Consider the following 26,753-nt stretch of genomic DNA (forward strand, 5'->3'; position numbering starts at 1 on the left):
ACTCAGCCGCGCAGGGTGGCGCCGCCGTCGACGTACAGGTCGCTCATCGCCACGTGCCCGGCCTGCTCGGAGAGCAGGAACATCACCGAATGGGCAATGTCTTCCGGGGTCGCCAGCTTGCGCAGCGGGATGCCGGCCTTGTACGTCTCCAGGTTTCCGGCGATCACCCGCTCGGCACCGTGCTCGTCCTGCCACATGCCGGTCTGCATCGGGGTCAGCGTTGAACCCGGGGCGACGATGTTGCAGCGGATGCCCAGCGGCGCCAGCTCCAGCCCGAGGCAGCGGGTGAACATCGTGGCGGCGGCCTTGGACGCGGCATAGGCGGCCATGCCGTGCCGCGGTACCCCGGCCGCATTCGAACTGACGGTGACGATCGCGCCTTGGCCTCGCGGTGACATCACCCGCGCCAGCGCACGCCCGACATGGAACACGCCATCCGCATTGACCGCGAACACCCGGCGCCAGTCGGCATCTGTTGTCTCGGTAACGGCACCCACCTGCAGAACCCCGGCCACGCTAGCGGCGAGGCCGATCGGCCCGATGCTGGCTTCCACGCGATCCACCAGGGCGTCCACCGCCGCGCTGTCGGTCACGTCGAGCGCAAACGCCTGCACACGTGCATCCACTACCACGGGCGCCTCGCGATCGGTTGCCACCACCGTGCAGCCGGCCTCGGCCAACAGCCGTACCAGTGCCTCGCCGATGCCGCCGGCGGCGCCGGTCACCAGTGCCACGCGACCTTCAAAGCCGGTCAACTGCATGTTGCGATCTCCTCTTGCTCATCCCAGTGGCGAAGGCGCGCCGACAACCACGGTGCCAGCTGCGCCACCGCATCGCGGCCGGTCAGCTCGGCATGCAGGAACGGCAGCTCCAGCGCCTGCACCCTGCGCGCGTGCGTGCGCCACAACGCCGACTGCAGCTGCGGCCGCGCCTGATGATCCCGGCCAGCGCGCACGTGCACCAGCGTGCCGTCGAACGGTTGGTGGATGTGCTCGCGGATCAACCGGTTGGTGCCGGTCACCGCACGCACCACGCCATCGAGCACTACATCCGGCAGGCTGCCGAGCGCACTACCGCCACGGCGCAGGAAACCAAGAATGCGTTCACGACTGTCCAGCTCCGGATGCGCCTCCGGGTCATGGCCTGCAATCGCCAGCAGCGCACGCAATGCGGCGATGGCATCGGGTTCCGGCTCAGCCCGCCAGCATTCGCTGGGGTAGGCGTCGAGCAGCACCAGTTCACCGACTTCACGCCCGATTTCATGCAGACGCACCGCCATCGCCTGGGCGAGGATGCCGCCCACCGACCAGCCCAGCAGATGCACCGGTCCCTTCGGTTGCAGCGTGACCACCCGCTGCACATAGTCATTGGCCATGGCTTCGATGCTGGACGGCAACGGCTGCTTCGGATCCAGCGCGGGCGACTGCAGGCCATATACCGGGCGTGCCGGCTGCAGGGCGCGCGCCAGCGTCCGGTAGTTCCAGGCGATGCCACCGGCCGGGTGCAGCACGAACAACGGAGTGGGCCCATCAGCGTCAGCCGCAGCCAGCGAGATCACCGGCCCCAATGCGTGGTCGGCCAGCGCCGGCGGTTCGGCAATGCGCGTCGCCAATGCGGCCACGGTCGGCTGCGCGAACAAGGCACCGAGGCCGAGGTCACAGCGCCAGCGTTGTTCGATGGCCAGCAGCAGGTGCACCGCCGAGAGCGAGTCGCCGCCGAGGCTGAAGAAGTCCGCATCCACCGCCACCGGTGTCTCGCGGCCCAGCGCCTGTGCGAACAGCGCGGCCAGTTCCTGTTCCAGCGGCGTGCGCGGCAACAGTCCACCCGCTTCCTGCTGCGGTGGTTTCGGCAGCGCGTTGCGGTCCAGCTTGCCGTTGGCGGTCACCGGCCAGTACTCCACGCCGACAAAGGCCGACGGCACCATGTAGTCCGGCACCCGCGTGGCCAGATGGCTGCGCAGCGTCGCCGCATCGGCAAGTGCCGAAGGCACGTAGGCCACCAGCCTGGCGTCACCGGGAGCGTCCTGGCGCAGCAGCACCTCCACCCGATCCATGCCCGGCAGCTCGCGCAGTGCCGCCTCGATCTCGCCCAGCTCGATGCGCAGGCCGCGCAGCTTTACCTGATGGTCGCTGCGGCCCAGGTATTCGACTGCGCCGTCGCTGCGCCAGCGCGCCACATCGCCGGTGCGGTAGATGCGCTCCCCTGGCAGGAAGGGATCGGCCAGGAAGCGCTCGGCGGTCAAATCATCGCGGCCGAGGTAGCCACGCGCCAGCTGCACGCCACCCAGATACAGGTCGCCCGGCACACCCACCGGCAGCGGCTGCATCCGCGCGTCCAACACGTACAGGCGGGTATTCCAGACCGGGAAGCCGATCGGTACCGGCCGTGAGCGATCCTGCGCCGAAGCCGGCCAGTAGCTCACGTCCACGGCTGCTTCGGTCGGGCCATACAGGTTGTGCAGTTCGGCCTGCACGCGCCCATGGAAACGATCACGCAGCGATGCGTCCAGCGCCTCGCCACTGGTGAACACGCGGCGCAGCTGCAGGCCTTCGGAGGCCGGCGCGGCAAGGAACGCGTCGAGCATCGACGGCACGAAATGCGCGGTGGTGATGGCATGCGCACGGATCAGCCGCGCCAGCTCGGTCGGATCGCGATGCGCGTCCGGGCCCGCCACCACCAGCGTCGCGCCGCACAGCAGCGGCAGGAAGAACTCCCAGACCGAAACATCGAACGTGGCCGGGGTTTTCTGCAGAACACGGTCATCGGAACGGATGCCGTAGTGCTCGCGCATCCACAGCAGGCGGTTGACGATGGCGCGGTGCTCGATGACGACGCCCTTCGGCTCGCCGGTCGAACCGGAGGTATAGATCACATAGGCTGCATCGCTGGGCGCCGGATCGGCCCACGGTGCTGCGAAACTCAGCGCGGTCCATTGGTCGAGGGCAAGCACCGGCACACCGTCCATGCGCGCCGATACCTCTGCCGCAGCCAGTACGCACGCCGGCTGCGCCGAGGCGAGAATACGCGCGAGGCGCTCATCGGGATGGGCAAGGTCCAGCGGCAGGTAGGCGGCACCCGCACGCAGCACCGCCACCAGCGCGATCACCAGTTCCAGCGAGCGCGGCAATGCCACCGCCACCACACTGCCCGGACCGACCGCCATCGCCCGCAGTTGTGCCGCCAGCGCGAAACTCCGCGCTTCCAGCGTTGCGTAGTCCAGCGTGGTGTCGCCGAACACCAGCGCAGGCGCGTGCGGATCACGATCCATGCCCTGTTGCAGCAGTTCAACCAACGTAGTCTGTGGCAGCGCATGCGCGGTGGCATTGAAACCATGCACCACCTGCTGCGCTTCTGCGACGGTGGCCAGCGGCACCGCCGCGATGTCTCCGGCCTCCAGCGCCGCCGATACGAAATGCAGCAACCGGGTCGCGTGCGCCTCGACATCCTCCCGACTGTACAACGCGGGATTGGCTTCGATCTCCAGATCCAGCAGGTGCTGGCCGTCGCCACGGAAGCCCAGCGTCAGATCATCCACCGGCCCGGTGCACAGCACTTCCAGCGTCGCCCGCACGCCGTTCAGTGCCAGTGGCTTGTAGAACGGCTGCACATTCACCAGCGGACCGTGCAGGCGCTGCTGCGCGCCCACCAGGCCCAGGTCGCGGCGCAACTGCTCGCCACGGTAGCGGCCGTGCTTGCGGCCCTGGCTGAGCTGCCGGCCCAATGCCCGGGTAAACGCCTCGGCACTGCCCTCGCCGGCCGCCACCCGCAGCGGCAGCACATTCATCACCATCGCCGGCACCCGCGCCGATGCGTTGCCGAGCCGCCCCATGTAGGGCACCCCCAGCACCACTTCATCGGCGGCGCTCATCCGCCGCAGGTACTCGGCCGACAACGCGGCCAGCACATCCGGCCAGGGCTGCAGCCAACGCACCGATGCCTGCAGCAGCTGCTCACGGAATGCAGCATCGAGCGGCTGCACCCAGCGCAGCGCGTCGTCACTGGCCGCGAGCGTACCGGCCAGGCCCGCGCCCGCCGGCGCGCCCTGCATCTGTTCGCGCCACCACTGCCCGGCTTGCGTGCGGCGCGGGTCGGCACGATAGGCGGCATCATCGGCCAGCACGCCCGCCAGTCCCGGCAGTGCCTCACCCGCACGACCGGCATACAAGGCGCATACGCGATCAGTGAACAGCGCCATGCCATAGCCATCGGCTGCAAGGTGATGCACACGCAGATACCAGACCCAGCGCTGCCCACCCAGATCGAACAACACCTGCTGGCTTATGCGGTCGCGGGTCGGATCGACCGCGCTGAGCCGGTCGGCCTGCATCAGGGCACGCGCCGCCGATGCCGGCTCGGCCTCGACCGATATATCGCGCAGCGAAAGCAACGGCACATGTGCCGGGTCATGCCACTGCAGCGGTTGGCCGTCGGCCCCCTCGGCAAAGCGCAGTGCGAAGGCCTGGGCTTCGCCCGCTGCCTGGTCTGCCGCGACGACGAACGCGGCCACATCCAGCGGACCGTCGATCCACACCGCATGTGCGGTATTGAACGACGGATTGTCCGGTGCCAGCCGCTGCGCGAACCACAGTCCGGCCTGGGCCTCGGTCAGTGCCACCGGCGTGGCCAGCACAGCGACGTTCATGCGTTCTGCGCGGCCTGCAGTTTCTGCACCACACCCCACCACTGACGCAGCGTGGTGTGCTCGGCCAGCTGCGAGAACTCCAGCGGCAACCCGGTGTTGCCCCAGGCCAGGACCAGGCCGAGCATGCGCATCGAGTCCAGGTCCAGGTCGATCAGGTTGTCGTCGTCACCGATCTCGGCCGGCGTGCACTCCAGCACGCGCGCAACGTCGGCACGCATCCGCTCCAGATCCAGCGCATCACCCGTGGCAGCCATCACAGCACCTCCAGCAACTGATCGGTGGTCATCGGCACGCCACAGGTGCGTGCGATCCAGTGCAGCGCCTGATCGTGATCGGCACGCGAAAAGTCCGCCACCGCATCGGCTGCGATGAACGCCTCGATATCGCGCTGGAACGCCTCCACCACGGTCGCGGTGCAGCCGATATGGGCGTACACGCCGGTGACCAGCAGCTGGTCGCGGCCACGCACCCGCATCAGCGTCTCCAGGTTGCTGCGCTGGAACGCGCTGTAGCGGTGCTTCACCAGCACATGCTCGCCCGGCTGTGGTGCCAGCGCCTCGATGATCGGCTCATGATCGGCACTGCGGCGCATGCCCGGGCCCCACAGGTCGGCCTGCAGGCCACGGTCGCGGCGGTCCTGGTCGCCATGCTGCGCGGTGTAGAACACCGGAATGCCATGTGCGCGACAATGCGCAAGCAGGCGCGCGATGTTGTCCACCGCCGGCCGCAGCGGCGCGTTTCCGGCATCGAACGCGGCCAGGAAGTAGCGCTGCATGTCGTGTACCAGCAGCGCGACACGATCGCGTTGCGGGCGCCAGGGCCCGCGCGCCTGCGGCAGTTCGGCAGCGGTCGGCAAGGAATAGTTGGTGATGCGGGGCAGCGCCATCAGCGCGTTCCTCCTGTCTGTTGCAGATGACGCGCGCGCAGCTGCGCGCGCAGTTCGCGGCGGCTGATCTTGCCGACCGCGGTGGTATCGAAACTGTCGACGAACACGACCTGGTCCGGCACCTTGAACGCCGCCAGGCCGCGCGTACGCATCCAGGCTTTCAGTGCCGGCGCCTTGATCGGCTCCCCCTGCTGGATCACGAACGCGCAGCTGCGCTCACCGAGATACTCGTCAGGAATGGAGACCACGGCGGCGTCGAACACGCCGGGGTGGGCCAGCAGGTGATCTTCAATCTCCTCGGCGGAGATCTTCTCGCCCGCGCGGTTGATGTGGTCACCGGCACGGCCCTGCACCACCAGATAGCCACCGGCCAGCTGCTGCACGCGGTCGCCGGTGCGGTAGAACCCATCGTCGGTGAACGAGCGCGCGTTGGCCACCGCATCGTTGTGATAGCCACGGATGGTGTACGGGCCGCGGGTCAGCAGATGGCCCACTTCGCCTTCGGCCACCGGCTGGTCGTGGTCATCGACCACGCGCACTTCGTCGTCCGGGCTGATCGGCCGGCCCTGGCAGGCCACGATCAGTTCCTCCGGATCATCCAGCCGGGTGTAGTTGACCAGGCCTTCGGCCATGCCAAACACCTGCTGCAGGGTGCAGCCCAGGCCGTCGATCACGCGCCGTGCGGCTTCCGGTACCAGTTTGGCGCCGCCTACCTGCAGTACCTGCAGGCTGGACAGATCGTGCGGAGTGGTTGCCGCCGCCTGCGCCCACAGCAGCGCCAGCGACGGCACCAGTCCGCAGCAGGTCACCTGTTCGCGGGCGATCAGCGGGAAGGCCGCATCCGGGCCGGGACCGGGGCTGAGCACCACGCGGGCGCCGGCATACAGCGCACCGAAGAAGCCGGGCGAACTCATCGGGAAGTTGTGCGCGGCCGGCAGCGCGACCAGGTAGACGCTGTCGCGGTCGATGCCGCAGAGGTCATTGCTGGCGCGGAACGAATAGATGTAGTCGTCGTGCGTGCGCGGGATCAGCTTGGACAGGCCGGTGCTGCCACCGGAGATCTGCAGGAACGCCACCGACTGCGGATCCGGGTCGGCCGGCAGCTCGCTGCGATCGCCCTGCAGCGCCTGCAGCGCGGTGAACTCCGCCGCATCGCCATCGATGACCACGTGGCGCAGCGCCGGCACCTCGGCCTGCAGCGCCCGCGCCAACCCGCGATGATCAAAGCCATCGTGCAGGTCGGCAGTGATGTAGGCACTGGCCTCGGCCTTGTTGGCGAAGTGCACCAGCTCGGTGATGCGATGCGCCGGCAACGCATATACCGGCACCAGACCCGCACGGAACAGTCCGCATACGGTGGTGATGAATCCGGCGGTGTTGCCCAGCTGCACCAGCACCCGCTCACCGGGCTGCAGGCCGAGTGCCAGCAGTCCGGCACCGATGCGACCGGCTTCGTGCCACAGCTGCGCGTAGCTCAGGCGGACATCGCCGGCGACCACCGCGATGTCATCCGCATAGCGTTCCGCGCGCTCGCGCAGGAACGCCGGGAAGGTCTCGCCCCGCCAGTGGCCGGCCTCGCGATAGCGCGCCATCAGTTCATCAGGCCACACCTGCTGCAGTGGCAGGCGGGAGGAATCAGTGGAGGTAGTCATGCGGCAGGCTCGATGACGGGCGCGGATTCCTGGACACCCAGCGCGTTCAACAGGGCAGCGAACTTCGCCGCGGTTTCGGCCACCTCGGCCTCGGGTTCCGATTCGGCGACGATGCCGGCACCGGCATACAGGCGCAGCTGCGTGCCCTGCAGGCGTGCGCAGCGGATCGCCACGTACCAGTCGCCGTCACCCTGCGCATCCAGCCAGCCCACGGCGCCGGCGTAAAAGCCGCGCGGCACCGGTTCCAGTTCGCGGATGCGCTGCAGTGCCGCCAGCCGCGGCGTACCGCAGACCGCCGGCGTGGGGTGCAGCTGTGCCAGCAGGTCGGCGGCAGACGTCTGCGGATCCTTCAGGGTGGCATGGATGCGGGTGCCCAGGTGCCACATGCTGGCGGTGGCATGCAGCACCGGCCGTGGCTGTGCATCGATGTGGCTGCAGTACGGTGCCAGGCCCTCGACGATGGCGTCCACCACATGGCGATGCTCGTCATGGTCCTTGGTCGAGGCCAGCAGCGCCTGCGCGGCACGCTCGTCCTCGGCAGCATCGGCGCTGCGGCGTGCTGAACCGGCGAGTGGATGCGACAGCAGTTCGGCACCGCGCTTGCGCAGCAGCAGTTCCGGGGTTGCCCCCACCAGCCACGCCGGCGCCTGGCCCAGCTCCACCGGCAACGGCACCGCGTAGGTCGCCACCGACGGATCCGCGCCCAGGCGCGCCAGCAGCACGTCCGGCGACAGCGCCTGGCGGGTGCGTGCCAACAGGCTGCGCGCCAGCACCACCTTGTGCAGGTTCTGCTCGGGCGCACGCAGGACCTGCACCGCCGCGGCAACCGCTGACGCATAGTCCTGCGGCACAGGTTCGGCCTGCAGGGCGCCGTCCAGCGGCGGTGCGGCCTGCGGTTGCAATGCCAGCGCAGGCAACAGGCGCTCGGGCTGGTACAACGCATCGTCCGCACGCGGTTCGAACGGCACCGCGCCAACCAACAGGCCCGGACCACCGCGCTGCTGGGCAAAGAACTCCGAAACGCGCTCTGCCAGCGTCGCCAGTGCACCGGCCGGCAGCGCGGCGCGGCAGCCACGTGCGTGCACGTGCTGGCCGGCATGCTGCAGCAGGAACAACGACGCGTCGTCGATGGAATCCAGGGCCGGCGGCGCAGCCTCCGGCCACGCGCCCTGCATCAGGGAATCGTTCATGGGGTCTCCTTCATCCGATACGCGGCGGCCAGCGCGCACAGCAACAGCAGCAGCGCGCCCACCAGCAGATAGGGCAGGCTGGGCCCGCCGCGATACAACAGCGTGCCGAGCATCGGCCCGGCCACCATGCCCAGCCCCTGCGCGGCCGCCACCGTGCCGGCCGCGGCGCCCTGCTCGTGCGCCTCCACCGCATCGGCGGCCAGCGCCTGGAACGAGGGGAATACGAAACCCATGCCGAACGCGGCCAGCGCGTACGCCGCCGGCAACTGCCAGGCCTGCTGCACGCCAGCCACCGAAGCGAAACCGATACCGGAAATCAACGCACCCAGGATGATCCAGCGCCGCGGATGCACCTCCAGCTTCATCACCAGCGCCTGCGCCAGGATCAGGCCGACGCCGACCGCTGTGAGCGCGATACCCGCCATGCGCGCGCCCGCCGCTGCATCCAGGCCGAGGCGGTCGATCGCGAAAAAGCCGACCGTGACCTGCGCGATGGTCACCGAGATCATGGCGATGAACGCCGCCAGCTGTGGCAGGCGCAGGCGCGGGTCGAGACGGCTCATCGGCTGGCGGCGTTGCGCAGAAGCGCTCTCCACCGGCGGTGTGGCCGGCAACCGCCACGCCAGCAATGCCAGCGCAAGCAGCGGCAACAATGCGGCCACATACAGCGCCAGCGACAGATTCGTATAGGCCAGCCAGCCAGCGGCGGCCGGGCCAAGCACCATGCCCAGCGCGTTGGCGCTGCCCAGGCGAGCGAGGAATTTCGCACGTTGGCCGGTCGGTGCCTTGTCGGCGATCAGCGCGGCAGCGGTAGGAGGCACCGCGGCGTAGAACAGGCCGATCAGGCCACGCGCACCGACCAGCACCAGCACCGATACCAACACAGGCGGCACCGCCTGCAGGGCCACGTCGATGAACACCGCCAGCGCGATGTAGACCACGGTGTAGGCACTCATCGCCAGCATCAGCACGCGCTTGCGGCCGATGCGGTCGCTGAGCTGGCCCCACGGGCGCGCGGCCAGCATCCACAACACACCGGCGGCGGTGACCGAGAGGCCGGCATGCCACTCGGACAAACCGAGCATGCGGACCACCGGACCGATCACGGCGACGAAGGACATCATCGCCATGGTGCCGATCAGGGCAGCCAACACCAGCGCCGGCAAGCCGGGAACGACGGGACGTGCGTGCATGAAACACCAGCCGTAACAGGAAAGGATGGCCGGGCGCGTCTGTACGCCCCCGCCCGGCATCGGTCCTGCTCAGGGCCCGATGCCATCCTTAAATGATAACGGCTCGTATTTGCATTTGATACCCATTCTCTTGAATGGGCATGCAACAGTGGGTTCAGCGCATTGCACGCAGGCCCAGCAGGCCACGGCGCTTGAACCACCACTCCAGCGGCAGCGTCACCAGCGGCGGGATCGCCGCCAGCAGTGCCAGGGCACTGGCCCACCACGGCCAGCGCAGCCGCACCGCCGCGAACAGCGTCACCGCCACATAGACCAGGAACGCCACGCCGTGCAGGGGTCCGAACAACTTCACCAGCGCCACGTTGGCCATCGGGCCGTACTTCATCCACATGCCGATGAGCAGGCCGGCCCAGGTCACGGCCTCGATGAAAGCGACCACCGCGAACAGGCGTCCGGCCGGGTGCATGGGGGAACGTTGGGTCACGCGGAGCTCCAGCATCGGGATATCAAATGCGAATGATACGCAGATGCGAACCCCATGTAGAGTCGAGCCGTGCTCGACTGCTGGAACGTGTCCACCAAGGTGGACATCTACCGGAGCACATCCGGCAGAACCTGCTCGCCGATCTCGCGCAGCACCGCGTCCATCGGCCGTCCGTTGTCGACCAGATTGAACATCACGTGCGCCACACCCTGCGCATGCACGCGCAGCAGGTAGTCACGCAGGCCATCGCGGCCGACCTTCAGGCCCAGCGGCAGCGGCTCGGATGGCGCCTGCGGATCCGCCTGCAGGTCCAGCAGCATCGACTGCACGAACGGCTTGCCCGGCCCGCCGCGCTGCACCAGCGCCTGCTGCCACAGGCCGATGCGTCCTTCCTGCGCAACCTCCTCGCGGTGATAGGTTGCCCAACCTTCGCTTTCACGCGCGATCCATTGCAGGCTCTGCCGCGCAGTACCCACCACCAGCATCGGAATCCGCGTTGCCGGCGCCGGCAGCACGTCGAAACCACCGGTCGCCTGCAGTACGGCGGTCCGTTCATCGGCCTCTGGTGACAACGCTGCGCGCAACAACGTCCAGCGCTCACGGAACGCCGCCGCCCTGCCCTCCAGATCCTCACCGAACGCGGCAAATTCTTCCGGGCGGTCACCCGAACCCAGGCCCAGCACGAAGCGCCCGCCACTGATCCGGTCCAGGCTCAAGGCCGACTTCGCCACCTGCAGCGGCTGGCGCAATGGCAGCACGATGGCTGCGCTGCCGACCACGATGCGCTCAGTCGCGGCAGCCAGCATGCCCAGCCACAGGAACGGGTCATCCAGCGCACTCGCTGTTGCATCCGGGCCCTGCGGCACCATCAACGGTACATCGCGGGTCCAAAGCGCGGCGAAGCCAAGATCATCGGCCAACCGCGCGATCCGCCTGGCTTCATGTGGATCGGCCAGCCCATGTGCGGCGACAGGCGTCATCAGGCCCAGGCTCAGACCCTGTTGCGGAAACAAGGCAGCATAAGCAGGATTGAAATCACTCATGCCGCCAGCTTAGCGTGCAGACCTGCGGCGACGATGACGCGCCGCCCACCACTGGAAGAACACTGCATGCCGACGATCCGCCCTGCCCACGTCGATGACCTGCCCGCGATCAGCGCGGTGTGCCTGGCTGCGTTCACTGCAGCGGTGGCGCCTTCGCTCAGCGCTGCCGGTATCGCCACCTTCGGCAGTGTCGCAGCAGCCGACGCATTTGGTGCGCGCCTGCAGGGTGACAACCACATCCTGGTGGCCGAACAGGATGCGCGCGTGGTCGGCGTGGTCGAACTGAAGGAGGGCCGGCACCTGGCAATGCTGTTCGTCGATCCCGCCTGCCAGGGCCAGGGCATCGGCCATGCCTTGTTCGAAGCCGTGCTGCCGCAGGCACGCGAGCCGGTACTGACGGTGCGCGCCTCGCTCAACGCAGTGCCTACCTACCTGCGCTATGGCTTTGTGCTGGATGGGGAGGTCGGCGAGTTCAACGGGCTGGTGTACCAGCAGATGGTGCGGGCAGCGGCCTGAAGGCATCCGCCCGGCAATGCCCGGTGAGCGTCATGCCCTGCGGCACGCCTGTCATAAGCAAACTGAATCAGCAGGCTCCCCGGCGGTTCCTACAATGGCCTGTCACCCTGCCCTTCGAGATGCTGCCGATGCGCGTCGCGCTTTCCGTGTTGCTGCTGGCTTCGGCGCTGAGCGCCTGCACCCCGGCCCCGGTATCCACCGCCAACCCTGCCGAGGCACCCGCGCCGGCATCCGCCATCGCCTGGCGCCAGGGCGATGTGGACGATGCCTTCGCCGAAGCCGCCGACAGCGGCAAGCCGGTGCTGCTGTACTGGGGTGCGGTCTGGTGCCCGCCGTGCAACCAGCTCAAGGCGGGCCTGTTCAAGGACCCGGCCTTCATCGCGCTGACCAGCAAATTCGTTCCCGTCTACCTGGATGGCGACGAGGAAGGTGCGCAGGCCTGGGGCGAACGCTTCGGCGTACGCGGCTATCCGACCCTGATCGTGCTGGACCCACAGCGCAACGAAATCACCCGCGTGGCTGGCGGCAATGACGCCGCCGAACTGACCCGGGCCCTCACCGTCGCTGCAGGCCGCCGCAGTGCTGTTGCCGCCACCTTGGCCACCGCGCTGGCAACGCCGGACCGGCTGGCCGCCGAAGACTGGCAGGTGCTGGGCGACTACGGCTGGGAAGTGGACGCCAACCGCCTGGCCGGCGAGCGCAGGAGCCAGGATGTGCTGCGCCAGTTGTCCAAGGCCGCACCGGACGCCGCCCTGCAGCGCCGTTTCGCCCTGCTGGCTCTGGCTACAGCCGAAAAGCCCGATGCCTCGCCCACCGAAGTGCGCGAGCTGCTGCAGGTCGTACTGGCACAACCGGCGGAAGTGCGCCGCAATCGTGAATTGCTCAGCTATGCAGGCGTGCAGCTGGTCAAGCAGGCCAGTGCCGGCCCGGCCACCAGCAACACGCTCGGACAGCAGCTGCTGGTCGCACTGGAGCGTGCCGACGCCGAGCGCGGTGACCGCGCCGACGACGCGTTGTCGCGTGCGCTGACCGAAGTATCGCTGGCCCGCCAGCAGCAGCCCAGGGGCGCACTGCCCGCGCCGCTGGTCGAGCGGGTCAAGCAGCGCGTGGCCGCTGCCGATGCCGCCGCCACCGATGCGCATGCACGCCAGGCCACGATCAGCAGCGCGGTGTACGCATTGCGCGAGGTAGGTGACGACGCGGGTGCCGAGGCGCTGTTGCTGGCCGAGCTGAAGCGCAGCGAGCAGCCGTACTACTACATGCCCGAGCTGGCCGAACTGGCCGAGCAGCGCGGCGACACCGCCGGTGCGCTGGAGTGGTTGAAGCGCGCCTACGATGGTGCACAGGGCCCGGCCACCCGCGTGCAATGGGGCGTGCTGTACGTGGAAGGCCTGCTGAAGCTGGCGCCGGACGATGCACCGCGCATCGAGCAGGCGACCGCGTCGCTGATCGCCGAGCTGGAGGCACAGCCGTCGGGTTACCACCAGCGCACCCGCCAGCGCTTCGAGCGACTTGCCGCGCAGTTGAAGGCGTGGAGCGGCAAGCACCAGGGTGCGGAGACGCTGGCACGGCTGCAGCTGCGGATGCAGCAGGCCTGCGGTGACCAGGTGGATGGTGCGTGCAAGGACTGGTTGAGTTGAGTTGATGAAAGCGCTGGCGGCGGGTTCGCCTGCCGGCGCTTTTGTTGATCCGTGTAGGAGGGGGCGGGGGCCGCTGGCCAGGACACGCAAAAGCCCCTCCATGGTGCTCGATGGCGCCATCCTTGGCGCCAACGGTCCTGTCCAGCGGCCCCCGCCCCCTCCTGACAGTTTCCTGCGAGCGGGGGCAGCGCATCAACGCGCCGGTGAGGGTTCGGAAAGCGGGTTCTGGTAGTGCCGGCCGCTGGCCGGCAACCCGACCTTCGCTGAATGCCGGCCAGCGGCCGGCACTACCATGCCTCCGTCTAGACCTCTTGATCTCTTGACCTCAACCAATGTTGAGGTGCGATAACGATCTCCCCACGGCCAGCCCTTCTGGCCTTCCCCACGGAGATTGCTTCGATGTCGTACTCGCTTCCCCCGCTCCCCTATGCCTATGACGCCCTCGAGCCGCATTTCGATGCGCGCACGATGGAGATCCACCACAGCAAGCACCACCAGACCTACGTCAACAACCTCAATGCCGCCATCGAGCAGGCCGGCATCGCCGAGCAGCCGGTCGAGGCGCTGATCGCCAACCTCGATGCAGTGCCCGAGGCGCAGCGTGGCGCAGTCCGCAACAACGGCGGTGGCCACACCAACCACAGCCTGTTCTGGACCGTGCTCAGCGCCAACGGCGGCACGCCCGATGATGAGCTGGCCGCCGCCATCGACCGCGATCTGGGTGGCTTCGATGCCTTCAAGGAGGCCTTCACCAAGGCCGCGCAGACCCGCTTCGGCAGTGGCTGGGCCTGGCTGACCAGCGATCGCGACGGCCGCCTGAAGGTTGAAAGCAGCGCCAACCAGGACAGCCCGCTGATGGGTGCAACGGTCGGCCTGTCCGGCAATACCCCGATCCTCGCACTGGACGTCTGGGAACACGCCTACTACCTGCACTACCAGAACCGCCGCCCGGACTACATCGGTGCGTTCTTCAACATCATCAACTGGGCCGAGGTCGGCCGGCGCTACCGCCAGGCCCGGGCCTCATGAGCGGCGAGACACTGCCGTACGCCGGGCCGTGGGCGGGGGTCTTCCCCGCCCCGGCCCCGGTGCCGTCGGTCGAGATGCCGCCGCGTGCCCTGCGGCGGCTGCTCGGCCACTTTCCTACCGGCGTGGCCATCGTCTGCGCGCGCGATGCGCAGGGCAAGCCCATCGGCCTGACCATCAATTCGTTCGTGCCGGTGTCATTGCAGCCGCCACTGGTGCTGTGGAACCTGGCGTTGCACGCGCAGAGTCTTTCCACCTTCCAGCGCGCCACCCGCTTTGCGATCAGCGTGCTGGCGGCCGACCAGGAAGCACTGGCCCGGCGCTTTGCCGATCCGCAGGTACGCAACCGCTTCGACGGGCTGGCATTGCTGGATGACGACGAGGACGCCCCGCCACGCATCGCCGGTGCGGTAGCGCATCTCACCTGCACCCGCCATGCGCAGTGGCCGGTGGGCGATCACCTGTTGCTGGCCGGCCGCATCATCGAAGTGCACGAGAACGGCGGCGCGCCACTGTTGTTCCATCGCGGCCGCTTCCAGCCGGGACCGGCCGAGTTGCTGGTGGAGGTGCGCTGATGAACATCGAGGCTCTGGAATGCATGCTCGCCAGCGGCAAGGACGGCGCGCTGCTGCGCTTCGGCCTGGGCAAGGGCTGGCTGGATGCCGGCAACCCGGTGCGCGCGGCAACCCATCTGGGCCGTTGCGTGGTCCTTGATCCGCAGTATTCGGCGGCGTGGAAGCTGCTGGGCAAGGCCTGGCTGGCCAGTGGCCAGCCGCAGGCGGCGCGCGAAGCGTGGCAACGCGGGCTGAGCGTGGCCGGCAGCAAGGGCGACCAGCAGGCACGCAAGGAAATGCAGGTATTCCTGCGTCGCCTGGACCGCGAACAGGCGGCCCTGGCGAAGGCGGGCTGAGTCGATCAGCCCGCGTTGGCCGATGCCGGTGCGGACATGATGTCCGACATCGGCAGGCGGCGCGGCTTGCTCGGGAACGCGTGGCGCAGGATGCGCCAGACCACCTGGCCGAACTGGCGCGGCAGCGAGCCGTTGTTGTAGTGCTGGCCGTAACGGCGGCAGATGTCCTTCACTTCCTTGGCGATGGCCGCATAGCGGTTGGCCGGCAGGTCCGGGTAGAAGTGGTGCTCGATCTGGTGGCTGAGGTTGCCCGACAGCACGTTGATCAGGAAGCCGCCACTGATGTTCGACGAACCGCGCAGCTGGCGCAGGTACCAATGGCCGCGCGACTCATTGCGCAGGCACTCCTTCGGGAAGGTTTCCGATTCGGCGGTGAAGTGCCCGCAGAAGATGATCACGTAGGTCCAGATGTTGCGCAGGCCGTTGGCGACCAGGTTGCCCAGCATCACCGTGAGGAAGAACGGACCGGCCAGCAGCGGGAAGAACACGTAGTCCTTCAGAACCTGGCGCAGCATCTTGCGCGCCACCGGGCGGGTCTGCATCCACATCGCACGGCCACTGATGCGGCCCTTCAGCCAGCGGCCCAGGCGCAGGTCCTGCGCGGCCACGCCCCACTGGAACAGCAGCGCGAAGATCGGCGCGATGATCGGCTGCAGCAGGTAGAACGGCTTCCAGCGCTGTTCCGGGAAGATGCGCAGCAGGCCGTAGCCGATGTCATCGTCCATGCCACGCACGTTGGTGTAGGTGTGGTGGCGGAAATTGTGGGTCTTGCGCCAGTTGTCGGCGGTGGCAACGATGTCCCACTCGTAGGTGTTGCCGTTGAGCTTGGGGTCGCCGGTCCAGTCGAACTGGCCGTGCATGACGTTGTGGCCCAGCTCCATGTTCTCCAGGATCTTCGACAGCGCCAGCAGCAGCGTGCCGGTGATCGCGGCCGGCCACAGCAGCGGCATCCAGAACAACGGCGAGAACGCCGCCAGGAACAGCAGGCCACGGCCACCCACGCCGAACCAGCGCACGGCGGCGGCCACGCGGCGGATGTAGCGGGTATCGGAGGCGCCGAGGCTGCCGATCACACGGTCGCGGATCGCGTCGAGTTCCTCACCGAAGGCATGCATCTCGGCGGTGCTCAGGGCACGGTCGGTAGCGCGGGTCATGGCAGGCGTCCTCAGAGATCCAGGGTCAGGTCGGTGGTCGGTGCGCTCACGCAGATCCGCACCGGCTGTGCCGATTCGGACTGCAGGTCGCCGGTGCGCAGGTGGCGGGTGGCGCCACTGACGCGGTCACAGCTGCAGCTGTTGCAGATACCCATGCGGCAGCCGTGTTTGGGCTTGATGCCATGCGCTTCGAGGCTTTCCAGCAGCGAGCGGCCCCGCGGCACGCTCAGCTGGCGGCCACTGCGCGCAAGCGTCAGCGACACCTCACCTTCGCTGCTGGCATCGCGCAACGGCGCCGGCGGGGTGAAGGCTTCGGCCTGGAAGCCGGCCACCTGATGTGCCAGGCGTTCACGCGCGGCGGCAACGAAGCCGTCCGGGCCGCAGGCCAGCACATGGCGCTGCGCCAACGGCGTGTCATCGCCGGGCACCTGCAGATCATGGGTATCGATACGCGCGGCCGGCACCTCACCCTCGCGGGTGGTCAGCAGGTGCACGCGCAGGTTCGGATGCGCTGCGGCCAGCGCCTGCAGTTCATCACGGAACTGCAGATGGGCAGCGGTGCGCTCCCAGTAGAACAGGTCCACCGGCGCCGCCAGCGGACGCTGGCAGGTGTCGCGCAGCAGGCTGCGCATCGGCGTGATGCCACTGCCGGCCGCCAGCAGCAGCACCGGCGCCGCAGCCGGCATATGGAATTCGCCGAAGGCGGCATCGAGGCGGAACAGCTCGCCCGGCTGTGCATGGTTCACCAAGTGCTGGCTGACCCGGCCGCCATCGATCGCCTTGACGGTGATCGCCAGCTCGCGCCGCCCCAGTGCGGTGGGGCTGTAGCTGCGCTGCCACAGGCGCCCTTCAATCTCGACGCCGAGGGTGACGTGCTGGCCGGCACGCATGCCGGCCCAGTGCCGGTTGGTGCGCAGGACCAGGGTCGCCGCGCCCTCCCCGGCCGGCTCGCGCCGGACCAGGCGGGCCACCGGCTCGCGCAGGGTCCACAGGGGATTGAGCTGGCCCGCCCAGAAATCGAACAGCGACGGCGAGACCCAGCGGTATGGAGAGAACAGGGACGGACGGACGACAGCGCTCATGGGCGCACTATACGGGCGCACATACACCTGTGTATACATGTGTATATTGAACCGGATTGGGTATGATTCAGCCTCGCCCCACCGGAACCCCCATGGCCGCCGCCACCGCTTTGTCGACGCCCGAAGATGCCAACAGCCCGGCCCGCCGTACGGTGAGCCGCGAGGATCTGCTGGCTGCTGCCCTGAAACTGATCGGGCCGCACCGCAGCCTGTCCACGCTCAGCCTGCGCGAAGTGGCGCGTGAGGCTGGCATCGCGCCGAACAGCTTCTACCGGCAGTTCCGCGACATGGACGAACTGGCCGTGGCGCTCATCGATGCGGCCGGCCGCTCGCTGCGCACCATCATCGGCGAGGCCCGGCAACGCGCCACCTCCACCGCCACCAGCGTGGTGCGGGTCTCGGTGGAGACCTTCATGGAGCAGCTGCGCGCCGACGACAAGCTGCTGCACGTGCTGCTGCGCGAGGGCGCAGTCGGCTCGGACGACTTCAAGCACGCGGTCGAACGCGAGCTGCACTATTTCGAGGAAGAGCTGCAGCACGACCTGGTGCGCCTGGCCGCACTGGATGGCGCCGTACTGCATGCCCCGGAACTGGTGGCCAAGGCCATCACCCGGCTGGTGTTCGCGATGGGTGCCACCGCCATGGACCTGCCACCGGAGAAGGATCCGGAGCTGGTCGAACAGATCTCCACGATGATCCGCATGATCATCGTCGGCGCCCGTACCCCCGCCGCGTTTCGCCGCGGCTGATCGAGGCCCCTGGGTCGGCTCCCTTTCCAGAGGAAAGGGCTCTGACCCGCCTCAGCTCCATGAAGCCCGCCACGCAGCGCCACGGCGCCGATGAACTGTGGCCGCTGTCACGGATTTAGATTGCAGATGCGCAGCTTGAGCATCCTGCACGCGCCATTCACTGCGCTCTCACGCACGCTGAATTATTCAGACCACGCGCTCCATTCAGTTTGGTGAGTTATTGAACGGGGTTTGAATCCGGCAAGTGCCGCTGCTGTCGTTTCAGATTAATTGCATGGCCCAGGCAAGACCCGATCCGCACAGTGCCGCCTCCGGTCCTGCGGATGCAGGTCCCCCCAATAGGCTTCAAGGAGAAACACCCATGCGCATGATGCAGTTCACGCCGAAGTTTCCTTCCACGTTTGTCCGTTCGCGGTTGGGTCTGGCCGTAGCCAGCTCATTGATGCTCGCCGCCATGGGCACCGCAAATGCTGTCGACGTCGGCCCAGGCCAGACCGTCACCATCACCCCAGGAAGTGCCTTCGAAGGACAGAATCTCTCCGTCCATGGAGGAACCGCCAATGTTCTCGGCGCTCGCATGGGTGCACTGGACTCGTACTCTGCAGGCGGCACCTACCAAACAATCATCAACGCAGATGGTGCTGGCTTCACGTCAACCACGGGCAATTTCGTACGGAGCTCAACAGCGGTCTTCCGCAATTCGGTGCTGAGCGCTACAACCGGCCCGGCCCTTGGTTTGGCACGATCAGGCGCCGTCGATGGCAATGGGCGGCCCTATCCAAGGGCGACGTTGATCAATAGCTCCCTCACATCCACGCGCGTTGGATTGCAGGTGTTCGCCGGCGGTTACGCCGATGCCGACAGTTCGACCATTTCCGGCGGTACGTATGGGGTCTCTGTCGGTGCGGGCTCCGTTTCGCTGCGCAATGGCTCGACGGTCAACGGAGTCACGGCTGGGATCCTGATCAGTTCAAACCCAACCATCGAAGAGAATCTTGCGGACTGGGGCGTCACGGTCGATGGCTCACACATCGAAGCAAGCAACGGCAGTGCCATTTTGTTCGGCGCTCATCTGCCTTCTGTATCCCGCCCGGATACGCTGTTGATACAGAATGGTGCGACTCTGGTGGGGAGCAATGGCGTCCTCATCTCCACCCGCGACAACGCCCACTTCGACGTCACCGCCCGCACCTCCACGCTCAAGGGCGATATCACCATCGCCGATACCGCCACCGGCACGCTGCGCTTCCTTGACGGCCTCGACCTCACCGGCCGCATCCTCGGCCCGGCCGACGTCATCGTCGACCAGGGCGGCCGCTGGACGCTGTCCGGCGACAGCAACACCGGCAACCTCACCCTGGGTGCGGGCAGCGACATCTTCCTCGGTGCTGCGGGTAGTGCGGCCTATCCGCAGCTGACCGTCAACGGCAACTACGCCGGCAATGGCGGCACCCTGCACTTCAACACGGTACTGGCCGGCGACGATGCGGCAAGCTCGCGCGTGCATGTCACCGGCAATACCAGCGGCACCACCCAGGTCACCGTCAACAACATTGCCGGCGCTGGTGCGCAGACCGTCAACGGCATTCCGTTGATGCAGGTGGACGGTGCCAGCAATGGTCACCTCGCGCTGCAGGGCCGCGCCATCGGTGGCATGTACGAGTATTTCCTGCGCAAGGGCACTCCGGGCGCGACCAACGGCAACTGGTACCTGACCTCGGCCTACACCGGCAATCCGTGCGACATCAATCCGGCGCTGCCGGAGTGCCAGGGCACTGGTCCGGTGGATCCGGTCGATCCTGTTGACCCGGTCGATCCGGTGGACCCGGTCAATCCCGTCGATCCGGTCCCCGTGTTGCGTCCGGAGCCGGGCGCGTACCTGGCCAACCAGGCCGCGGCCGTGCAGATGTTCCAGCTGCGCCGCCACGACCGCGGCGAGCCCGGCTTCGACCGCGCCCGCATCGGCACCTGGGTGCGCGCCGGGCGTGACCAGCTGCAGGCGAACGTGGCTGGCCAGGTCGATGCCCGTACCCACATCAACATGCTGCAGCTGGGCAGCGATGTCTGGCGCTGGGGCGATGGCCGTGGCCAGGTCGGCGTGATGCTGGGCACCGGCGAGGCGACCACGCAGGCGGTGTCGACGCTGAGCGGTTATGGCACGCGTGGCAAGGTCAAGGGCAAGTCGGCCGGTGTCTACCTGGGTTGGGTGCAGGATGCACAGAGCAGTGCCGGCCTGTATGTGGACGGCTGGCTGCAGGCAGCACGCTTCGACAACGAGGTGCAGGGCGAAGGCATCGCCCGCGAGACCTACGATTCCAGGACCCGCAGTGCGTCGCTGGAAGCCGGATATGCCTGGGCCATCCGCAGCAGTGAGGCCAGCACGCTGTACCTGCAGCCGCAGGCGCAGCTGACCTGGACCGACTACGACGGTGACAGCCTGATCGAAAACAATGGCACCACGGTCGAGGATGGTCGCGGCGGCGGCCTCAACAGCCGCCTCGGCGTACGCCTGTTTGGCCAGAGCACGCTGCAGGGCAACCGCGTGCAGCCGTTCCTGGCGGCGAACTGGCTGCGTGGCCAGCGCGATGAGGCCATGCGCTTCAACAGTGAGTCGTTGAGCGCGAAGACGCCGGAGAACCGCTACGAAGTGCAGGCCGGTGCCCAGCTGCAGCTGGGCCAGCGCTGGAGCGCATGGGGTGACCTGCGTGTGCAGCGTGGCGACAGCGGCTATCGCAACCACGGTGCCCAGGTGGGCCTGCGCGCCGCCTGGTAATCCCCTCGCCGCCCCGGGGCCAGACCGGGGCGGCGTTCCTCGATTTCGATCGCACCCTGCCGGGCATGACATCCGGCAGGGTTCTGGCGTTGATTTGTAATGTTATAACACAGTCGTCCGCGATGTTCTGATCCTGCTTCCGGCGTCGTGATTGCACGGACTTATTTATATAGCCATTGCTATATCTATAACCCTCTGCTTTCATATGCGTCAGCCAGGTCGCCCTCGCCGCCTTTCCTCTCCCAAGGACGACGCCTTCATGCCCGTTTCCAGACCCTTTTCCCGCCGGCTGCCTCTGGCTGCCGCCATCGCCCTGACCCTGCCGCTGCCCGTGCTGGCAGCCACACCAAAGCCGACCGAGCTGGACCGCGTGCAGGTCAAGGTCAGCACTGCCACCCGCAGCGAACGCCTGCTGTCCGATGTCCCGATCCGCACCGAAGTGCTGCGCAAGGAAGACATCGCGCTGCGCGCGGCCACTGACTTCTCGCGTGCCGCAGAGCTGATCAACGGCCTGCGCGTGGAAAGCAACTGCCAGAACTGCAACACCAGCGAGGTACAGCTGCTGGGCCTGCCCGGCGCCTACAACCAGTTGCTGTTCGATGGCATCCCGCTACTGTCCACGCTGGGCAGCGTGTACGGCCTGGAACAGATTCCGGCCGGGTTCGTCGACCGCATCGAAGTGGTCAAGGGCGGTGGTTCGGCGCTGTACGGACCGGGCGCGGTGGCCGGTGTGATCAACCTGATCCCGCCGCTGCCGGCGCGCAGCGGTGGCCATGTGCAGGCCGGCGTGGACGTGCTGAAAGGCACGCCGCAGAAGAATGCCGATGTGCGCCTCGACCTGGTGGCCAAGGACGCCGACGCCGGGCTGTCGGTGATTGCCCAGCGCAACTGGAACAGCGGCATCGACTACAACGCTGACGGCTACACCGAGATCACCCGCAAGAACCTCAAGGTCGGCGGACTGCAGGCCTGGTATGCGCCCACACCGGGCACACGGCTGCGCCTGGACCTGCAGGTGACCGATGAAACCCGCCGCGGCGGCAACCGCCTGGACCAGCCCGAATACCTGGCCAACATCGCCGAATCGCTGGATACGAAGTACCGGCGCGGCAGCGTGTCGTGGGATCAGGAGATCAATGCCGACGTCGATTTCCGCCTGGCCTATGCCTTCGCCGACATCGACCGTGACAGCTTCTATGGCGGCCTGGGCGATGTGGTCACCGATCCGTCTGCGCCTGGCTATGACCCGTCGCAGCTGGACCCGAACGTGGCCGGCAGCGCGGCCTCGCGGTCGTGGCGCCAGTACGGCCGCACCCACAACCCGCTGCACTACATCGACAGCCAGTTGAACTGGCGGTTGGGGGCGCACGCGCTGGCCTTCGGCGTGCAGTACAAGCACGAGGCGCTGCGCGACGACAACCGCACCGGTGACGGCCAGCGGCTGGCAGTGCTGGAGGACGCTACCTTCCACAACCTGGGCGCCTTCATCCAGGACGAGTGGAGCCTGCGCGACAACGTCGACCTGGTGCTGGGTGCGCGCGTGGACAAGAGCTCGGAGCTGGACAGCGCGGTGTACTCGCCGCGCATCGCGCTGGCTTGGCAGGCCACGCCCAACCTGAAGTGGCGCGCCGGCATTGCCACCGGCTTCCGTGCCCCAGAGATCTTCGTTGAGGATGTGCATGTCGATACGCTGGGTGGCGAACAGGTGCGCGTGCGCAACACCGACGGCCTGAAGGAAGAGCGCGCGTTGACCACCCTGTTCGGCTTCGACTGGCGCTCGGACCCGGCCAATCCGGTGTGGAGCTGGGATGCCACCGCCTCGTATGCGCGCATCCGCGACACCTTCGCACTGGGCGAGATCCAGCGCGGCGATGACGGACAGCTCAGTCAGCTGCGCTACAACGCGTCCGGTTCCAACGTGCTGGGCGCGGAAACCAACCTCGGCTGGCAGCCGTCGCCACAGTGGCGCCTGACCGCGGGTGCCTCGTGGTACCGCTCGCGTTTCCGCGAACCGCAGCGCATCTTCGACGACACCGGCGACGGCGGCGACACCGTCATCGAAAGCCGCGACTACCTGAAGACGCCGCGCTGGACCGGCCTGGCCCAGCTCAGCTGGATGCCGGCCGAGCCGTGGGAGACCTTCGTCGCGCTGCGCCACACCGGCCCGATGTCGGTGCTGAACAACCGGCTGGGCGAACTGCACCGCACGCGTTCATTCCTGGTGACCGATCTGGGTGCGCGCTGGCACCGCCACCTGGGCGCGCAGGCGCAGCAGGAAGTGTCGGTGGCCGCAGGCGTCAAGAACGTGTTCGACCAGCGCCAGAAGGATCTGGAGGTGGGTGCGTTGCGTGACAGCGACTATGTCTATGGGCCGCGCTTCGCGCGCTCGTGGTACGTCAACCTGCGCTATGCGTTCTAAGCCACTACGAGCGTTGTTGCTGGCCTGTGCCGTGTTACTGGCCGCACCAGCGATGGCTGCGGACCTCCACGCGCAGGTCTCGGCCTCGCTGATGCGGCCGGATCAGCGCTCGCTGCGGCCGATGCAGTGGTCATCGCCACCGAAGCTGGTGGCGTTGTACTTCGGCGCCGACTGGTGCGCGCCCTGCCATGCCTTCGTACCCACACTGCGCAGCGTGCGTGACGCATTGCGCGAGGCCGGCGCCGATACCGAAGTGGTGTACGTCAGCCTGGATGAGAGCGAGGCCGTGCTGCGCCGCTACATGCACGCGCAGGACATGCCGTGGCCGGTGCTGGACCCGCGCCGTGCCGCGCGCATGCCGGCACTGCAGGCATTGGCCGGGCTGGCACCGCCGAATCTGGTGCTGATCGATGCCGACGGCAAGGTGCTGGCCAATGGTTGGCAAGGCCGGCGTTACGAAGGCCTGCAGCCCGTGTTGAAGGAATGGACGAAACGGGCGTGCGCGCAGCAGCAGGCCCATTGTCCGCCCGATCTGTAGAGTCGAGCCACGCTCGACTCATTCCATCACCGCGCGAACAGCCGCCGGGCATGGCCCGGCGCTACCGTTACGGCGCCTCGCCCTCGGCCTTGCGCACGAACGCCTCGAACAGCGCCAGCGTCTGCTCGCTTACATGGTGCTCGATACCCTCGGCATCGCGCCGCGCGGTATCCGCGTCCACGCCCAGCGCCAGCAGGAAACGCTCCACGGTCTGATGACGCTGGCGACTGGCATGCGCCAGCGCCTCGCCTTCCGGGGTCAGGAACACGCCACGGTACGGTCGCTGCACCACCCAACCGTCGCGGGCCAGACGCCGCAGCATCTTCGCCACGGTGGGCTGGGCTACGCCCAGGCGGGTGGCGATGTCGACCTGGCGGGCCTCGCCGCCGTCAGCCAGCAGGTCCGAGATCAGCTCGACATAGTCCTCCACCAGCTCCATCCGGTGCGCCTCGCGCACTTGCCGGAAGCTCTCGACCTGGCGCTCGGCCTCGATCAAGGGGGTGCTTTTCAGCGATGTCGAATCGTCGGTCTTGCCCACGCCTGCGCCTGTCCTTCCGGTTGTTCCGGTGTTGAACCTGAATTCTGGACCAGTAACGCGATAAAGACGATTGTTTCACATTGCTAATGACTATAGCAGGAGCTATATTCGGAGCCATGAACACCCTGGCATCCCGCGACCCCTCGGCCTCCACCCCGGCCAGCCTGGGTGCACTCAACGCCTCGGTGGCGGTGCCCGACAAGGGCCACTGGTGGTTCCGCCTGCTGGCCTTCCTCGGCCCGGGCTACATGATCTCTGTCGGCTACATGGACCCGGGCAACTGGGCCACCGACCTCGCCGGCGGTTCGCGCTTCGGTTACCTGCTGCTGTCGGTCATCCTCATCTCCAACCTGATGGCGGTGATCCTGCAGGCGCTGTCGGCGCGGCTCGGCATCGCTACCGGCATGGACCTGGCCCAGGCCTGCCGTGCCCGCTACCCGAAGCCGGTGAACCTGGCGTTATGGGCGCTGTGCGAGGCGGCGATCATCGCCTGCGACCTGGCCGAGGTGATCGGCACTGCGATCGCCTTGAAGCTGCTGTTCGACCTGCCGCTGCTGTGGGGCGCGGTGATCACCGCCCTGGACACGCTGCTGGTGCTGCTGCTGATGAACCGCGGTTTCCGTGCACTGGAAGCCTTCGTGATCGCGCTGCTGATGGTGATCTTTGCGTGCTTCGTAGTGCAGATCGCGATGGCTGCGCCGCCGGTGATGGCGGTGCTGGGCGGCTTCATTCCGCGTGCGCAGGTGGTGACCGATCCCCATGCGCTGTACATCGCCATCGGCATCATTGGCGCCACGGTGATGCCGCACAACCTGTACCTGCATTCCTCCATCGTGCAGACCCGCGCCTACCCGCGTACCGATGAAGGCCGCCGCAGCGCGCTGCGCTGGGCGGTGACCGACAGCACCATTGCGCTGACCCTCGCGTTGTTCATCAACGCCAGCATCCTGATCCTGGCGGCGGCGGTGTTCCATGCCAATGGACGTTTCGATGTGGAAGACATCGAACAGGCGCACCAGCTGCTGGCACCGATGCTGGGCGTGGGTGCGGCGGCGACGCTGTTCGCGATCGCACTGCTGGCTTCCGGCCTGAACTCGACGGTGACCGCGACGCTGGCCGGCCAGATCGTGATGGAAGGCTTCCTGCACCTGCGCCTGCCGCCGTGGCTGCGGCGGTTGATCACGCGTGCACTGGCGATCATTCCGGTGGTGGTGGTGATCATGCTGTACGGCGACCAGGGCGCGGTGAAGCTGCTGGTGCTGAGCCAGGTGGTGCTGTCGATGCAGCTGCCGTTCGCGATCATCCCGCTGGTGCGGATCGTGACCGACAAGGTGACGATGGGCGCGCTGGTGGCCCCGCGCTGGCTGGGCAGCATCGCCTGGGTGATCGCACTGGTGATCGTGGTGTTGAACGTGAAGCTGCTGGTGGATACCTTCAGCGGCGGGTAGATCCACGCCATGCGTGGATGCCTTTGTAGAGTCGAGCCATGCTCGACTCATTCCATCACCGCGCGAACAGCAGTCGAGCATGGCTCGACTCTACAGATGCAGCGCGATGGCGGCCTCAATCTGCTGCGGCGACTGGAACCCGGCCAGGCGGGTACGTTCGTCGCCGTCACGGAACAGGGACAGCGTCGGCGTCTGCCGCAACCCCAGTCCCCTGAAGAACGCTTCACCCAGCACTTCCAGCTGCACGCGCAGCAGGGTGATGCCCTGCCCTGCACTGCTGGTCGCCACGCGGTGCAGCGACATCTCCAGCATCCGGCACCCTGGGCACTGGTCCTTGTGGAAATCCACCAGCACCCTCGGATGTTCGGCCAGCAGCTGTTGGAACTGCTCAGGCGTGGTGGCGTCGATGATCTGCATCGGTGTTGCTCCAGTAATGGGCCAGGACCGCGTCGGTCCAGGCCTCGATGGCCGCGGCATGGCGAACGCCATGCGGCATCTGTTCGATCTCCAGCGGCGGGTAGTCGCTGCGGAAGTAGCGGATCAGCCGGTGCACGGCGCCGCAGTAGTACTCCTGCCCCCACTGCGTTTCGCCGGTACCGAACACCGCCAGCTGCCGTGGCCGCTCGCCGCGCTCCGTAATACCGGCCACCCACGCCTTCATCTCCGCCGGCGTGCGGCCGGCGTTGTCGGTCCAGCAGCCCAGCAGCACCAGGTCGGCCTCATCGGCGGCCAGAGGCGGCGCCTGGCGCGGGTCGTCGGCCTCCTGCCAGTGCACCGCATGGCCCGCTGCGCGGCAACGCTCGGCAATCTGCCGGCCGAGCTCGCGGGTGTTGCCACTCAACGAGGCCACCACCAGCAGGATGCTCAGCG

At 67.6% G+C, this 26,753-nt stretch carries 24 protein-coding genes; 10 read left to right on the forward strand and 14 right to left on the reverse strand.

The window, feature by feature from the left end; genetic code table 11:
- Window positions 1-2: 2 nt before the first annotated feature.
- The 9 genes from ACZK5G_RS12550 to ACZK5G_RS12590 form a co-directional block, all read right to left on the reverse strand.
- Window positions 3-761, reverse strand: coding sequence for a 2,3-dihydro-2,3-dihydroxybenzoate dehydrogenase (locus tag ACZK5G_RS12550; RefSeq protein WP_478463559.1), 759 nt, complete (start codon window positions 759-761; stop codon window positions 3-5).
- The gene (locus tag ACZK5G_RS12555) at window positions 752-4,642 is read right to left on the reverse strand and encodes an amino acid adenylation domain-containing protein (protein WP_478463560.1); all 3,891 of its coding nucleotides are present in this window, start codon (window positions 4,640-4,642) and stop codon (window positions 752-754) included. Before ACZK5G_RS12555 ends, ACZK5G_RS12550 begins: the two co-directional genes overlap by 10 nt.
- Window positions 4,639-4,896 carry a phosphopantetheine-binding protein gene (locus ACZK5G_RS12560; protein ID WP_049462779.1) on the reverse strand — a complete coding sequence of 86 codons (258 nt, stop codon included), beginning with the start codon at window positions 4,894-4,896 and terminating at the stop codon, window positions 4,639-4,641. Before ACZK5G_RS12560 ends, ACZK5G_RS12555 begins: the two co-directional genes overlap by 4 nt.
- Entirely contained in the window at window positions 4,896-5,528 is a 633-nt protein-coding gene (locus tag ACZK5G_RS12565; RefSeq protein WP_049462780.1) for an isochorismatase family protein, read from the reverse strand. Before ACZK5G_RS12565 ends, ACZK5G_RS12560 begins: the two co-directional genes overlap by 1 nt.
- Window positions 5,528-7,180 carry a (2,3-dihydroxybenzoyl)adenylate synthase gene (locus ACZK5G_RS12570; RefSeq protein WP_478463562.1) on the reverse strand — a complete coding sequence of 551 codons (1,653 nt, stop codon included), beginning with the start codon at window positions 7,178-7,180 and terminating at the stop codon, window positions 5,528-5,530. The genes ACZK5G_RS12565 and ACZK5G_RS12570 overlap by 1 nt, the downstream gene beginning before the upstream one ends.
- Window positions 7,177-8,370: an isochorismate synthase gene (locus ACZK5G_RS12575; protein ID WP_478463564.1), complete on the reverse strand. Its 1,194-nt coding sequence runs from the start codon at window positions 8,368-8,370 to the stop codon at window positions 7,177-7,179. The genes ACZK5G_RS12570 and ACZK5G_RS12575 overlap by 4 nt, the downstream gene beginning before the upstream one ends.
- Window positions 8,367-9,563, reverse strand: a complete 1,197-nt coding sequence (locus ACZK5G_RS12580; RefSeq protein ID WP_478463566.1) for an MFS transporter — start codon at window positions 9,561-9,563, stop codon at window positions 8,367-8,369. The genes ACZK5G_RS12575 and ACZK5G_RS12580 overlap by 4 nt, the downstream gene beginning before the upstream one ends.
- 154 nt (window positions 9,564-9,717) lie before the next feature.
- Window positions 9,718-10,029 (reverse strand): DUF3817 domain-containing protein, encoded by a 312-nt coding sequence (locus ACZK5G_RS12585; RefSeq protein ID WP_329893663.1) that lies wholly within the window; start codon window positions 10,027-10,029, stop codon window positions 9,718-9,720.
- Window positions 10,030-10,154: 125 nt separating this feature from the next.
- Window positions 10,155-11,090, reverse strand: a complete 936-nt coding sequence (locus ACZK5G_RS12590; RefSeq protein ID WP_478463568.1) for a TIGR03571 family LLM class oxidoreductase — start codon at window positions 11,088-11,090, stop codon at window positions 10,155-10,157.
- A 66-nt stretch (window positions 11,091-11,156) separates the two neighbouring features.
- Here ACZK5G_RS12590 and ACZK5G_RS12595 point away from each other — a divergent pair, with 66 nt between their 5' ends.
- The 5 genes from ACZK5G_RS12595 to ACZK5G_RS12615 all read left to right on the forward strand — a co-directional run bounded on the left by ACZK5G_RS12595 (window position 11,157) and on the right by ACZK5G_RS12615 (window position 15,182).
- Entirely contained in the window at window positions 11,157-11,606 is a 450-nt protein-coding gene (locus ACZK5G_RS12595) for a GNAT family N-acetyltransferase (protein WP_478463570.1), read from the forward strand.
- A 119-nt stretch (window positions 11,607-11,725) separates the two neighbouring features.
- Window positions 11,726-13,246, forward strand: coding sequence for a thioredoxin family protein (locus tag ACZK5G_RS12600; RefSeq protein WP_478463571.1), 1,521 nt, complete (start codon window positions 11,726-11,728; stop codon window positions 13,244-13,246).
- 399 nt (window positions 13,247-13,645) lie between these two features.
- Window positions 13,646-14,275: a superoxide dismutase gene (locus tag ACZK5G_RS12605; RefSeq protein ID WP_478463573.1), complete on the forward strand. Its 630-nt coding sequence runs from the start codon at window positions 13,646-13,648 to the stop codon at window positions 14,273-14,275.
- A complete protein-coding gene (locus tag ACZK5G_RS12610) occupies window positions 14,272-14,847 on the forward strand; it encodes a flavin reductase family protein (RefSeq protein ID WP_033833194.1) in 576 nt (191 codons plus the stop codon). Before ACZK5G_RS12605 ends, ACZK5G_RS12610 begins: the two co-directional genes overlap by 4 nt.
- Window positions 14,847-15,182: a tetratricopeptide repeat protein gene (locus tag ACZK5G_RS12615; RefSeq protein WP_008267331.1), complete on the forward strand. Its 336-nt coding sequence runs from the start codon at window positions 14,847-14,849 to the stop codon at window positions 15,180-15,182. Before ACZK5G_RS12610 ends, ACZK5G_RS12615 begins: the two co-directional genes overlap by 1 nt.
- Window positions 15,183-15,187: 5 nt before the next feature.
- Here the strand turns inward: ACZK5G_RS12615 and ACZK5G_RS12620 are convergent, their stop codons facing one another.
- Window positions 15,188-16,336 (reverse strand): fatty acid desaturase family protein, encoded by a 1,149-nt coding sequence (locus tag ACZK5G_RS12620; protein ID WP_088026244.1) that lies wholly within the window; start codon window positions 16,334-16,336, stop codon window positions 15,188-15,190.
- An 11-nt stretch (window positions 16,337-16,347) separates the two neighbouring features.
- Window positions 16,348-17,418 carry a ferredoxin reductase gene (locus ACZK5G_RS12625; protein WP_478463575.1) on the reverse strand — a complete coding sequence of 357 codons (1,071 nt, stop codon included), beginning with the start codon at window positions 17,416-17,418 and terminating at the stop codon, window positions 16,348-16,350.
- A 92-nt stretch (window positions 17,419-17,510) separates the two neighbouring features.
- Between ACZK5G_RS12625 and fabR the strand changes: the two genes are divergently transcribed.
- From fabR to ACZK5G_RS12645, 4 genes are all read left to right on the forward strand, one after another.
- Window positions 17,511-18,167: an HTH-type transcriptional repressor FabR gene (gene fabR / locus ACZK5G_RS12630; protein WP_005409961.1), complete on the forward strand. Its 657-nt coding sequence runs from the start codon at window positions 17,511-17,513 to the stop codon at window positions 18,165-18,167.
- 1,126 nt (window positions 18,168-19,293) lie between these two features.
- Entirely contained in the window at window positions 19,294-20,940 is a 1,647-nt protein-coding gene (locus ACZK5G_RS12635) for an autotransporter family protein (RefSeq protein WP_478463577.1), read from the forward strand.
- Between the two features lie 259 nt (window positions 20,941-21,199).
- Entirely contained in the window at window positions 21,200-23,359 is a 2,160-nt protein-coding gene (locus ACZK5G_RS12640) for a TonB-dependent receptor plug domain-containing protein (protein ID WP_478463579.1), read from the forward strand.
- Window positions 23,349-23,897 carry a thioredoxin-like domain-containing protein gene (locus ACZK5G_RS12645; protein WP_478463580.1) on the forward strand — a complete coding sequence of 183 codons (549 nt, stop codon included), beginning with the start codon at window positions 23,349-23,351 and terminating at the stop codon, window positions 23,895-23,897. The genes ACZK5G_RS12640 and ACZK5G_RS12645 overlap by 11 nt, the downstream gene beginning before the upstream one ends.
- A 67-nt stretch (window positions 23,898-23,964) precedes the next feature.
- On the opposite strand, the gene mntR is transcribed toward ACZK5G_RS12645, so the two are convergent.
- Window positions 23,965-24,435 (reverse strand): manganese-binding transcriptional regulator MntR, encoded by a 471-nt coding sequence (gene mntR / locus ACZK5G_RS12650; RefSeq protein ID WP_014647435.1) that lies wholly within the window; start codon window positions 24,433-24,435, stop codon window positions 23,965-23,967.
- Window positions 24,436-24,551: 116 nt separating this feature from the next.
- On the opposite strand from mntR, the gene ACZK5G_RS12655 reads away from it, so the two are divergent.
- Window positions 24,552-25,883 (forward strand): Nramp family divalent metal transporter, encoded by a 1,332-nt coding sequence (locus tag ACZK5G_RS12655; protein ID WP_478463581.1) that lies wholly within the window; start codon window positions 24,552-24,554, stop codon window positions 25,881-25,883.
- A gap of 90 nt (window positions 25,884-25,973) precedes the next feature.
- Here ACZK5G_RS12655 and ACZK5G_RS12660 read toward each other — a convergent pair whose 3' ends face one another.
- Both ACZK5G_RS12660 and ACZK5G_RS12665 read right to left on the reverse strand, forming a co-directional pair.
- A complete protein-coding gene (locus tag ACZK5G_RS12660; protein WP_032130003.1) occupies window positions 25,974-26,300 on the reverse strand; it encodes a thioredoxin family protein in 327 nt (108 codons plus the stop codon).
- Window positions 26,272-26,751, reverse strand: a complete 480-nt coding sequence (locus tag ACZK5G_RS12665; protein WP_049423104.1) for a flavodoxin — start codon at window positions 26,749-26,751, stop codon at window positions 26,272-26,274. Before ACZK5G_RS12665 ends, ACZK5G_RS12660 begins: the two co-directional genes overlap by 29 nt.
- Window positions 26,752-26,753: the final 2 nt, after the last annotated feature.

It is taken from the genome of Stenotrophomonas sp. 62841_Sma (genome assembly GCF_056482945.1).